Origin of the sequence: Candidatus Viridilinea mediisalina (genome assembly GCF_002532535.1) — a bacterium.
Lineage (GTDB): Bacteria > Chloroflexota > Chloroflexia > Chloroflexales > Chloroflexaceae > Viridilinea > Viridilinea mediisalina.
In genome coordinates, this window is the sequence record NZ_NQWI01000144.1 from 1 (window position 1) to 11,470 (window position 11,470).

General features: G+C 59.7%; 10 protein-coding genes. 3 read left to right on the top strand and 7 right to left on the bottom strand.

The annotated features are described in order from the left end of the window. From CJ255_RS24195 to CJ255_RS19310, 3 genes are all read left to right on the top strand, one after another. The coding region (locus tag CJ255_RS24195; RefSeq protein WP_217352494.1) for a hypothetical protein at positions 1 to 241 on the top strand (241 nt) is incomplete at its 5' end. Positions 242 to 363: 122 nt separating this feature from the next. Further along, a complete protein-coding gene (locus CJ255_RS19305; protein ID WP_217352495.1) occupies positions 364 to 777 on the top strand; it encodes a GIY-YIG nuclease family protein in 414 nt (137 codons plus the stop codon). Positions 778 to 1,011: 234 nt separating this feature from the next. Then, entirely contained in the window at positions 1,012 to 1,581 is a 570-nt protein-coding gene (locus tag CJ255_RS19310; protein WP_097645726.1) for a plasmid pRiA4b ORF-3 family protein, read from the top strand. Positions 1,582 to 1,629: 48 nt separating this feature from the next. Here the strand turns inward: CJ255_RS19310 and CJ255_RS19315 are convergent, their stop codons facing one another. The 7 genes from CJ255_RS19315 to CJ255_RS24200 form a co-directional block, all read right to left on the bottom strand. Further along, positions 1,630 to 4,476, bottom strand: coding sequence for a CHAT domain-containing protein (locus CJ255_RS19315; RefSeq protein ID WP_165774813.1), 2,847 nt, complete (start codon positions 4,474 to 4,476; stop codon positions 1,630 to 1,632). A 117-nt stretch (positions 4,477 to 4,593) separates the two neighbouring features. Further along, positions 4,594 to 5,343, bottom strand: a complete 750-nt coding sequence (locus tag CJ255_RS19320) for a hypothetical protein (RefSeq protein WP_097645728.1) — start codon at positions 5,341 to 5,343, stop codon at positions 4,594 to 4,596. Next, positions 5,343 to 6,020, bottom strand: a complete 678-nt coding sequence (locus tag CJ255_RS19325) for an RNA polymerase sigma factor (RefSeq protein ID WP_097645729.1) — start codon at positions 6,018 to 6,020, stop codon at positions 5,343 to 5,345. The genes CJ255_RS19320 and CJ255_RS19325 overlap by 1 nt, the downstream gene beginning before the upstream one ends. A gap of 211 nt (positions 6,021 to 6,231) precedes the next feature. Then, complete coding sequence (locus CJ255_RS19330; protein WP_097645730.1) at positions 6,232 to 7,311, bottom strand: ketopantoate reductase family protein; 1,080 nt, start codon at positions 7,309 to 7,311, stop codon at positions 6,232 to 6,234. 99 nt (positions 7,312 to 7,410) lie between these two features. After that, positions 7,411 to 10,023 carry a PEP/pyruvate-binding domain-containing protein gene (locus CJ255_RS19335; RefSeq protein WP_097645731.1) on the bottom strand — a complete coding sequence of 871 codons (2,613 nt, stop codon included), beginning with the start codon at positions 10,021 to 10,023 and terminating at the stop codon, positions 7,411 to 7,413. A gap of 273 nt (positions 10,024 to 10,296) precedes the next feature. Continuing rightward, positions 10,297 to 11,202 (bottom strand): ABC transporter substrate-binding protein, encoded by a 906-nt coding sequence (locus tag CJ255_RS19340; RefSeq protein ID WP_217352496.1) that lies wholly within the window; start codon positions 11,200 to 11,202, stop codon positions 10,297 to 10,299. Beyond that, the coding region (locus CJ255_RS24200) for a hypothetical protein (RefSeq protein WP_217352497.1) at positions 11,183 to 11,470 on the bottom strand (288 nt) is incomplete at its 5' end. The genes CJ255_RS24200 and CJ255_RS19340, both read right to left, overlap by 20 nt.

Here is an 11,470-nt window from a genome sequence, read left to right on the forward strand (position 1 = left end):
CTGGCTGAGCCTGTCGAAGCCACGCGGCGGGGCGAGGGCGGGGCTTCGACCCCACTCTGGCTTCGACAAGCTCAGCCAGCGGATAGGCTGGCTTCGACAGGCTGGCTTCGACAAGCTCAGCCAGCGGATAGGCTGGCTTCGACAAGCTCAGCCCTCGCCCCGCCGCTGGCTGAGCCTGTCGAAGCCACGCGGCGGGGCCCAGAACCTCTTCGCGCTAACAGGCTTTTGTGAGTTAGAATAAGGCGCTAGTCCCGCCACTTGGTTTCGCCACTGGCTCGCTTTGCTGGCTGAGCCTGTCGCAGCCAACGACGGGCCGCTTGACAGGGTATATAGGAGTAAGCTCAGAGGTGATTGATGCCGTACATGTATATGCTTGAATGTGCGGACGGAAGTTATTACACCGGTAGCACAAGGGATCTTGAGAATCGCCTCTGGCAGCACGAACAAGGGCTTGGCGCACGGTATACTGCTAAACGCCTGCCCGTGAAGTTGGTCTACTGTGAATATTTTGATCGTGTTGATGACGCTTTCTTCCGTGAGAAGCAGGTGCAAGGCTGGAGTCGCAGAAAGAAACGTGTGCTGATTGAAGGAGCTACTGAAAAGCTACCAATCTACTCGCGTAATTACACACAGCATGGAGTACTATCTGAACTTGTTGAAGGCGACAGTCCCAGGGTGGTGGCAGCCTCGTTGGCTGAGCCTGTCGAAGCCAACGAGGCTGCCCCGCCGCTGGCTTCGACAAGCTCAGCCAGCGACATGCAGCGGCGCGGTGGCTGAGCTTGTCGAAGCCCCGCAGCGGGGCGAGGGCGAGTCTTCGACCACCCTGGCTTCGACAGGCTGGTTTCGATAGGCTCAACCACCGAGCCAGCGACAGGCGGCGGCGCGGTGGCTGAGCTTGTCGAAGCCCCGCGCCGCCGCTAGCACACCAACAAGCCCATCGGGACGCCACGTTCGACAATCTACAATCTACAATCTACAATCTACAATCTGAAATGGTATAAGGAATTTCCCATGCCACGCAAGCTTGCGACGCCCTCACGTCGCATCTATCAACTGAAGATTACGCTCAAAGGCAGCAAGCCCCCGATCTGGCGACGGGTCGAGGTTGCTGACGATATCACGTTGGAAATGCTGCATACGATCATCCAAGAGGTGATGGGCTGGACCGACTCGCATCTGCATGCGTTCACCGCTAACGGTATCTCCTACGGCACCCCCGATCTGGATGACATTATGGAGGTGCAGGATGAACGCACGAGCCACCTACATACGCTGCTCCGTGCGCCTAAGCAACATCTGCTCTATGAGTATGATTTTGGTGATAATTGGGAACATCAAGTCGTACTGGAAAAGATTCTTGAACCGCAAGCCGCTACGCTCTATCCGCGCTGCACGGCAGGCAAGCGGGCCTGCCCGCCAGAGGATTGCGGGGGTATTTGGGGCTACGCCGATTTTTTACAGGCTATCGCTGACCCTGAACATCCCGATCACGAAGAGTTGCTTGATTGGATTGGTGAAGCGTTTGACCCTGAATACTTTGATTTGGTTGAGGTGAATACGGCGTTGCAGGGCAGGCATTAGTCCCAATTGCAGCAATGGGCTTGCCTTAGAACGCTCCATGCTCAACGTTCAACTAAAAGGCAACTCCGGCATGCCGGTAAGATAAAAATGGGCCCAGGCACCCGCTGGCATGGTGTGGGCAAGATCGCTCTGGGCGCGGCAGAGGGCTTGGGCGCAGGGTAGGCCGCTGCGCCAGTGGTGGTAGAAGGAGCGAATCAGTGGGCGGGCGGTGTCGTATTGGACTTGCCACATGGCGGCGATGACGGCACTGGCTCCTGAGACGAGGGCCGCACCAATGAAGCCTTGCATGCCCGGGCCGACTTGCCCGCTGTGGCATGCGTCGAGGAAGAGCAGATCGGCCTGTAGCTCGGTGCGGTAGAGGTCGTCGGCGTAGAGCCGCCGTGGCCCGGTGATTAGTTGGGCGAAACGCCCGCTGCCATGGGCCGGAAATTGGCCATGGGCCATGAGGTGTAGGCTGCGCGCTCGCTGGCTGAGGGTTAAGAGTTCGTCGGGGCTAAAGGGGCCGTGACGCTGTGCGCCACCAATAAGCTGGCTGAGGGTGGCAAGCTCTGCGGTAAGCCCTTTGAGCTGTGCATACTCCGCTTCACCTTGGGCGTCGTAGCCAAGCACCCAGCGTTGGGATGCGCTTTGGCGTGTGGCATGGCGCTGGTGCAAGAGTGTGAGCAGACTCCCGCTGGGTATGTAGCTCACTGGCATACGTTCAAGTAGGTAGTGCGCTCTATCGAATGCCGCATGCAGGGGGTAGAGTGGCATGGCCTCGTCTAGGGCAATCACGAGGCTGCTGGCTGTGGTGAGGCTATCTTCAAGGGGGGCAAAGAAGATGCGGTAGAGCGAGGTCAGTGCAAGATCAGCCGCCTCTTTGCGCGCAAGCCCTTTGGGGGTGAGTAGATTCGTTTCTTGCCAACGGCGCGTAAAGCCCTTCCATGCGCTCTTGTCGGCCAAACAGAGCCGTTGGATGTGCCCCTGAGCATCCAGTACGGTGGCCCATAGTTCAGCCTGAGCCTCACTGCCAATGAGCGTCGGGGCGACTAAGAGCGCTCCTGGTGGCAATGCGGCTTGAATAGCCTTGCGTGTGGCGGGCTGTCCTGTGATCCAGCCGACACGGGCGATCTTTGCGTCGGCGATGCGCTGCGTAGCGGCAAAGTAGGCCGCTTCGGCCTGCTGACGTGCCTGCACGGTGTGGATGTCGGCACTGCTACTCCCTGCAATGATCGGGCGTTGCCCTCGCAACTCGCGCAGACTGAGGCTGGCTTGTGCATAGCTCAATTGCTCGTAGGCTTGCTTGATCTCGTGCAGATCTTCGTGATCGAGTAAGCGCCATAGGCCCGCATTGCTCAACTCATCGAGCAATGCTTGAGCACGTACCTGTTCACTCAGCTCAAAGGCCGCTTCAGCATCAGGCGCTAGGTAGAAACTGCGTTCAGCGGCACGGCGCCGGGTGGCACCCAAGCGCAGGGTATGCAGACTGAGCCGGACCATGCCGCGTGCCTGCGCCATGGCTGCCAAAGCCTGGGCATAAGCCTCACGGGCCGCGTCAAGCTCTGCTGCCTGCTCATAGGCACGTCCCACCACCTCCCAGAGTGCGGCAGCCCCCAGTGGATCGCCCGCCTGGGCCAAAGCCTGTGCCGTAGCAACCCGCTCGCCAAGGGGCATGCTGGCATCGTGTTGGGCCACAATGCGGCCTAGTTCAAGCTGTCGCCGTGGGCTCGGATGGGCCGCCAAAAGCGCTTGGGCCTCAGCCAGGGCGTGAGTTGCAACAGCGTTGCGCCCCGCCTCATAGGCCCGCTCGGCCAATTGAGTATAACAAGCCAGTGCCAAGAGATCCGCACCAAGCTCACGAAACAGCGCAATGGCTTTGCCCATCAATTGCTCAACTTGGTCGAACTGCTCGCTCAGGAACGCCTTGAAGCGCAGCAATTCGGCCCGTTGTTTCGCTGAACCTTCACCCGTTTCCAGCAACGTATCAAGTTGATCCAGAAACGTCATAGCCCAAGGCCGATCATCAAGCAGCAACGCCAAGCTCAACTGCTCTTGATAGAGATCAAAGCGATCAGCATCGGTCAGGAAGCGGTTCACATAGCCTTCGTTCAGGAGCTGTGTAGCCTCCTCAAAGAAGCGCCGAGCCTCCGCATGGCGACCAATGCGCTGGTGCAGGATGCCCTGATTGAGTGCGAGACGGAACGCACTGCCCACAAAGGGGGTTGGTGCGCCAGTATGTGGCAACAATGCCTCTGCCTGCTGGTAGAGGCGCTGTGCCCACGCAAATTCATCACGCAAGTTCTCGACGGCACAGGCCCAGAGGTTCAGGCGCTCGACATAGCGCACCACATCGTCGGGGTCATCATAAGCGACCGTAATGCTCGCTTCTAGCTCTTGAAAGAGCGCATCAGCTTGGTCGAATTGTTGCAGTTCAACCAAGGTGTTGGCTTGCACCAATTTGGCCTTTTCAATCCCAGCCTGATGCTGTGCGGCTTCAAAGAGCTTGAGTGCGGCTTGGGCGGCCTCCATCGCCGCCGCAAAGTCATCACGCACAAAGAGCCCATCGGCCAGATTGACGAGGGCCATTGCTCTACCCAATTCGTCTCCAGCCCAGCGGTAGGCCCAGGCCGCCACGCGCAACAGGTTGAGATCGATCTGGCTCATGTTGGCCCGATTGACCCACATACCATAGAGGTCAAGGGCGCTTGCCGTTCCCGCTGGGGCGAGACGTGCGCCCACCAGCATGCCACGCACAACCAGCCCTTGCTCGGACGCTTCGCGCAGGGCGATGCGTAGCTCGCGCAACAGCTCATGTGTGATTGCCTCAGCGGGCAACTGGGCCTCGATTGCTTCAGCAATTTCGTCGAGTGTACGTTTCGGATCACAGATCAGATCAATGAGTTGGGCGGTCTGCATGTGCCAACCCTTCCTCAGAAGCTGTCTGAACATCTGGGGGGCACACGCTGGAGTGCCGGCTTTAGCCGGCTGAAGCCGGCACTCCAACGCCAACCCGTAGACTTTTCAGACAGCCTCTCATACATCAAGCCATGTCGTGCCGACAATTTCATCATCAAGCACAAGGGCAAGTACATAACGTCCGGGGGCAATGGTGTGGAAGGCAAAATGGCCAAAGCGATCTACCTGGGTTTCAGTATGCAGGGTTACCTTTGGCGTCGGGGTGGCCTCAACCCGATAGAGGCGCACGGGAGCCTGAAGCAGTTCTGCGTGCAACGGGCGCACTTGGCCATCAACAACCGCCCCGTCGTCCTCTTGGTTCAGCACCAGATCCAACCAGGCTGGTTCAGTACATTCAGGGATTTCAACCGCCTCTACGCTATCGTCACCCGCATCCATGAAGAGTCCGCCCCGCTGCGGGAGGTGTTGCTGCCAATAGGGCAGCAGTTGTAGCACATAGGCTTGTTCGCGGTCAGCGCGGGAGGGAGGAGTGCTCAGGGGGCGGGCAAGATCATTGGGTTCCAGCGTAAGCCGCCCATCAACATAGGCGCTCAATCGCTCCAGATCCACCGGCTCATCCAGTGCGACAGCGGGATCATCGTTCAGCGCATGGCGACGTAAGGCTTGGTAGATCGTGCCAAAATCTTCGTTGGTGGCAAGAAAGAAGGCCACTTCGGGAAAACGCTCCTGCACCGCTTCGCCCGCCAACTCACTGGTAATATAGTCGTCAAGTTGTGCATAGGCACGCTCAAGCTCATAGCCTTGGGCTGTCACCTCGGCATGCAGCGCAATTTGACGCAAAAGACGATCATAGTGCTTCGCTTCCATCAGGTGGCCAATCCTTTCCATCCCCAAATCCGGATGATCTCGGTCTCGGAAATACCATTGTTACGCAGACAACGGGGCAGGTAGTTTTTTACCATGCGATGGAAACGCACCTGAACACTGTTGGTACTGCGGGGAGGTATGAGCAACGGTGCAATTTCACTATGCTGCGCACCCTGCATCCAGAGGGCGAGGATGCGCTGATCCACCGGCTTGAGTTGCTGAATACAGCTCTGGAGTGCGCTATAGACGGGCGCTTTTGTGGGCTCGATATGCTCAGGGGCTTGTTCAAAGCTCTGCACAATGACATCAGGGGCAGCAAGCCGCTCAAGCAGCGGCGTGCGCTCGTCCGCATCAGCACTGAGAGACCGATCTTGCACTCGCCGATGCCGTTCAGTGAGCGCCTTCTGCATCTGGCTTTTGCAACGCCACTGGGCACGCTGCTGCACAAAAGCAGAGAAGGATTGTACATGATCCCACTCATCCAAGTGCTCCCAGACCTCCTTGAAGACGTGCTGGGCCACGTCATCGGGCTCAAGTTCGGACGCTGGCCAGCCCCGTAACATGGAATGACACAGGGACTTACATTTGTTGTAGAGCAGCGTCCATGCCTGCGGATCACGGTCACGCAGACGGCGATACCATTCGGCAGGGGGCCAATCGGGTGTTTGGGGGGGCATGCTTGATTCCCTTGGGATGAGGCGTGGCAGCTTTACTGTTTGCGAAGACGCGAAGAGGCGAAGACGCGAAGCCCTCGCCTCTTCGCCTCACGCATCCTCGCAAGATGGTAAAGTGACCCACTTGTCTGAAACCTTCGCCTTGGGGCTGAAAGATGGTATGTGCCACGAGGGGTGTAGTATGGCATATAGTACCACGTTTAGGTCTGCCGCCCTAAACGTAACCCCGCCTATGGCTACACAACAGTACCCCAACCAGCCCCAGAGCTACCACTGCCCCCGCGCCAAGCCCCCAGAGCCCGCGCCAGTCCATAGCGATCTGGCTGCTGCCTTCGGGTAGCGGCGGGGTGCGCGGATCAAAGTAGGGGTAGAGTTGATCTAAGAGCGGTGTGGCTGCCCCGGCCCCCTTGACGAGGGTGAGAAACTCGTTGGCAAGGAACTGCATCTCGTCGCGTGCAGCAGCCGGATGGCCGCGCAAACTCGCCTCTAGCTCTGGTCTGCTCAATACGCTGCGCAGGATCTGTACGAGGATCGGTTCGGGTATGAAGGGGATGAGCCAGATGATGCCTGGGGTTGGGCTGATGCCAGCCATGGGTAATGCCCGGATTGCCTCTTTGAGCCCGCGTACCGCGAGGATCAGTGCGTCGGGGGTGTGCGCCATGCGCTGTGGATCAATTCCGCTTGCGTAGATTACGGCGGATAGCGCCGGGCCGACAATCGCAACATGGCTGGTGAGCCATGCCTCCATGTCGCTGCGCATCTCGACCGCGTAGCCCGCCATGCTGCCCAAGAGCGCCGCGACCTGCTTGAGCCGTTCGCTCTCTGCGCCGTCCACTTCGCCAATGGGTAAGACCCACGGGTGCTTGGGGCGGTTGGGGACGATGCGGATTACATGGCCATCCCGTTCGCCACCAGGCAGCGGGAAGCCCAACATGACCCGTTCGCGTCCAAGGGCTGCCGCTACCTCCGCTGCACCAGTGGCGCTGTTCATCATGAAGAGAATGTTGGGGCTGGCATGGTTGGCCGCTAGGGTGGGCAGAATTTCCAACACCTGGTTTTTTCGCATCACGACGATGATCAGGTCGTAATGATCGTCGGGCGCAAGCTGGGCCGTGGTATCCACGCGCACCACCTCGCGCTCGCCGCTCAGGCTCTGCTCAAGGACAATCCCATGCTCCTGTAGGTCGGCAAGGCGCTGGCCACGGGCCAAGAGGGTTACACGCTGGCCCGCTTGGGCCAGCCTAGCGGCAAAGAGGCTGCCGAGTGGCCCTGCTCCGAAGATGAGAGTATGCATGAGAACCTTTCTTTTTATAGCCGATCTAGTCTTTACAGGTAATGTTTCTGGAACCTCTAGGAGCGTGGGAGGGCTTCGCCCTCCCCGAACCCCTCCCTTTTACGCTGCTTTATGCTCCAGCAACTCCACATGGCCCGTAGCGCCGTTCACCCGCACCCACTGCCCGTCGTGTAGCCGGGTGGTGGCCCCAGCGACACCGGCCACCGCTGGGAGTCCATACTCGCGGGCGACGACAGAGCCGTGCGAGACGGCACCGCCGGTCTCCATGATTAGTGCCCCTGCACTGAGAAAGAGTGGCGTCCATGCCGGGTCGGTGCCTCGACAGACGAGGATCTCTCCGGGAGCCAGTGTGGTGCTGGTGGGGTCGTGGACTATCCGTACCTGGCCTGTGTAGGTGCCCGCTGAGACGGGGATGCCGCTGAGTTGGCCTTCAACGTTGCTGCTGCTGACGCCAAAGATGCACTCGCCGTTGCTGGTCATCCAGCGGGGTACGGCGCGGCGCTGCTGTTCTTGCTGGTAGGCTCGTTGCGCGGCTGCTACCTGCTGTCGCAGATCGTTGGCCGCTGGCTGGCGCTCGGCGGCACGCAGTTCGGCGAAGCTAAGGAAAAAGACATCGTTCACCTCGGCGAGTTGCCCCCGGGCGACCAACTCGGCACCCACTTGCTGGAGTATGCGCCGCGCTAGGGCAATCATGCGCGAGCCGTCAAACTTGGGCTGTTCGCGGACGCCCCCAAGCTGGCGGTAGATCCGCAGCAGTTGGCGCACGAACCATGCGGCCCTACGGCCCTGCTGCTGCGCCACACGAGCCACCAACGCATCCGCCGCCGCCCGCGCTGCCTTCTCGTGGGCATGGAACTGCTGCACCTGATCACGGGCATCGGTCTGATCCATATAGCGCCGCAACACACTCAAAATATAATCGGGCTGCTCATCCCAACGCGCCATGCCAGGGTCAATCTCCCAGAGCGCCCGGTGGCCATAGCGCAGCAGAAAACGCTTGATCGCCGGATGATCGCCATGCGGTTCCAAGCCCTCCGCCTTGAAGCGTTGGGCCAAACGCCACAACTCCAGCCCCATCTCGGTCGTGGGGTTGTAGGGCAAGGCTCGCTGGATGGGCCTGAAGAGCTCCAGATCACCAAACCACTGCTCTACCCGACGCTTCAACTCCTGTTCAGCCATGAGGGCGGGAATAATCACTGCCACCGGCACCAGCCAGACCATTGCCCCTTGACGCGCTAGCACATGCTCGATGAAGTCAATCCGCGCCGTGACGCCTGAAAGCTGTGCAGCAGCGCACTCTAGCTCCTCAAGCGCCTGATCGGTCTCGGCCACAACCCGCTTCCGCTCCTGGTCGGGGCCGAGCGCAGCGAGCAGGGCGCGCCAAGCGAGGCGCATGCCAAGCGACAGCATGGGCAGGCCCATTTGCAAACCTGGCCCCTGGTTGATGATTGCGGGGCCAATGCGCTGCTGCAACTCCATCAGCGCGACGCTCGTGATCGCATCCTTATCGGCCAACGCCGTACCAAGCTGCTGCCAGGCCTCAGCAGTACGCAGCAATGCCGTGGTATCAACAAAGATACGCCCCGCCCCCACCTTGAACCAAGGCATCGCAGGCTGCGCCTTGCCAGTAGTAGCCGTGGTAATACTCGCCACCAAGGCGCGCCACCACTCAATGCCACTCGGCGTCAACGGCTGACACATCTGTTGAGCGTGGAGCGTAAGGCACAGATAGAGGCGCAACCCATCATGCGGCTCGGGCAACGGCTCGGGCAGCGGGAAGAGCGAGGTAATCGGGCGCGACTGCACCAGATAGGCTTGCCCCTCAGCCCAGGCCCACTCCACATCCTGCGGTGAGCCAAAAAAGGCCGCCGCCCGCCGCCCAAGCTCAACCACCTGAGCAACCTCCTGGGCACTCAAGGCAGGCACAGCGCGCAACTCCTCCGGCATAGGATGCGTCGTCGTCCCAGAGGCCGCACGCACCGTCATAACCTCCTTCAACGCAACATGCGTCTCCAGAATCGCACCACTGCGCCCCTCTACCACCCACTGATCAGGCGAAACCTCACCGCTCACCACCGCCTCACCCAAGCCCCACGAAGCACTCAGCAGCATCTGATCGCGGCAATGGTTGATCGGATGCGCCGTAAAGAGCACCCCGGCACGCTCGGCAGGCACCATACGCTGCACCACCACCGCCAGCGCCACGTCATCCAGATGCAGATCCTGCTGGCAGCGATAGGCCACCGCCCGCGGATTCCAGAGCGAAGCCCAACAGCGCAACACCGCATCACAGAGCGCATCAGGGCCATCAATGTACAGGTAGGAATCGTGCTGCCCGGCAAACGAAGCATCCGGCAAATCCTCTGCCGTCGCCGAAGAGCGCACTGCCACCGGGCCAGCCCCTAGAGCTTCATAAGCCTGCACTATCACACTACGCAAGGCAGCGGGCAATTCTGCCGCCAGAAAGCGCTGCTGCAACGCATGGGCAGCCCCAGTAAGCGCATCCATGCGCTCCAGAGACGCAGTGGCCCGCAACGCATGGATCGCAGCATGCAAGCCATGAGTCTCAACAAACAAACGATAGGCATCCGTCAGGACAACAAATCCAGCAGGCACAGGCAAACCAGCCCCCACCATTGCCCCCAGACGAGCCCCTTTACCACCAGCATGAGCAAGATCATGGATGTGCAGGTCAGCAAGGGTTCGAATCATAGCGTAGGTATCCTTAAGAAGCTGTCTGAAAAGCTAGTGGACATGCGTTGGAGTGCCGGCTTTAGCCGGCTGAAGCCGGCACTCCAACGCCAGTTCATGGACTTTTCAGACAGCTTCTTAGACTTCAGATTTTGCAATAGCGACTTTTGCGCTAGTGCCTATTTTCTACGTTCTCGTTGCTATATCCTTCTCTTACCCCATGCTACCGCAGTACCACTGGGCCTCAACCCGTCGCATGACCGATTCGCATCTGGTTCTTGGGAAGGGGAGTGCCTAATTCCAAACTAGTTGCTCTGCCCGCAACGTGGTGCTGCTTAGGTCGCCACGACGGCGTAAGACCTCCATCCACCAGGCGACATCCTCAACACTGACGCGCCCGCCCGGCGCAAAGGCGTAGTCGGGGATGGCTTCAGCCTCTACGCCAGTGGCTGCTGCGATGATCTGCCGCGCTTCGTTGGGGTGGGCATTGGCCCAGTCGCATGCCTCGGCAAGGGCTGCAACAAAGCGACGGGCAGTCTCGGGCTGCGCTGCGGCCCAGGTGCGGTTGACGACAATCTGCGAGATTTGGCGCTGTGGCCCAAAGACGGCATGACCATCAAGCAGGACGCGCACCTGCGCCCCCGCCCGCGCCTCTAGTTGGCCCGTGTAAGGCGCCAAGAGGCCAATCATGTCCACATGGCCACTCAGCAACGCCGTGCCCTGCTGGTCAAAGGGTAACAAGACCACCTCTACGTCGCTGCGCTGCAACCCCGCCTGATCGAGCAAGAGGTCGAGGCTATAGTCGAACGAAGAGCGCACGAGATTGACGGCGATCTTTTTGCCCCGCAGATCGCTGGGCTGCGCGATGCTGCTGTCGGCACGCACATACCACTGCTTCAACGCCTGGTTGGGCAAAATGCTCTGGATGTCGGCTACCCCCAAGATCGGCAGGTTGGCCTGGTTGGCATTGATGATCGCTGGAATACTGGAGAGGCCCGCTTCGGCTTGGCCCGCTGCGATGGCCTGAAGCGCCGTTGGCCCCCCAGCCACGAGATCGAGGATCTGCACGTCAAGCTCATGCTGGGCAAAGAACCCCTGTGCTTGGGCAATGTAGACCGGATCGTAGACCTTGAGGCCAATGTAGCGAACAGTGTGCGGCGTGGCGGGCGCACTGGCGCAACTACTGAGCAGCCCAACCATGAGCAGCAACGTTATCCCAAATGTGATCGCCGAGAGCCAATAGCTGAATCGCAAACATAACCTCGCAATCTGCTGTAATGAGGATTGAGCATGCGGCATGGACAACCAGCATTGGTGCAGTGTAATACCAAATTACCCTTGAACATGCCGCATCATCAAGCACGCAAAAGCCCATTGAGACGCCATGTTCTCCAATCTCCAATCTCCAATCTCCAATCTCCAATCTCCAATCTCCAATCTCCAATCTCCAATCTCCAATCTCCAATCT

Bases quoted from the DNA above. Each gene is read 5' to 3' on its own strand.
- CJ255_RS19320 (WP_097645728.1), bottom strand. From the start codon at position 5,343: ATGGAAGCGAAGCACTATGATCGTCTTTTGCGTCAAATTGCGCTGCAT.
- CJ255_RS19340 (WP_217352496.1), bottom strand. From the start codon at position 11,202: ATGGTTGGGCTGCTCAGTAGTTGCGCCAGTGCGCCCGCCACGCCGCAC.
- CJ255_RS19330 (WP_097645730.1), bottom strand. From the start codon at position 7,311: ATGCATACTCTCATCTTCGGAGCAGGGCCACTCGGCAGCCTCTTTGCC.
- CJ255_RS19335 (WP_097645731.1), bottom strand. From the start codon at position 10,023: ATGATTCGAACCCTTGCTGACCTGCACATCCATGATCTTGCTCATGCT.
- CJ255_RS19315 (WP_165774813.1), bottom strand. From the start codon at position 4,476: ATGCAGACCGCCCAACTCATTGATCTGATCTGTGATCCGAAACGTACA.
- CJ255_RS19325 (WP_097645729.1), bottom strand. From the start codon at position 6,020: ATGCCCCCCCAAACACCCGATTGGCCCCCTGCCGAATGGTATCGCCGT.
- CJ255_RS19305 (WP_217352495.1), top strand. From the start codon at position 364: ATGTATATGCTTGAATGTGCGGACGGAAGTTATTACACCGGTAGCACA.
- CJ255_RS19310 (WP_097645726.1), top strand. From the start codon at position 1,012: ATGCCACGCAAGCTTGCGACGCCCTCACGTCGCATCTATCAACTGAAG.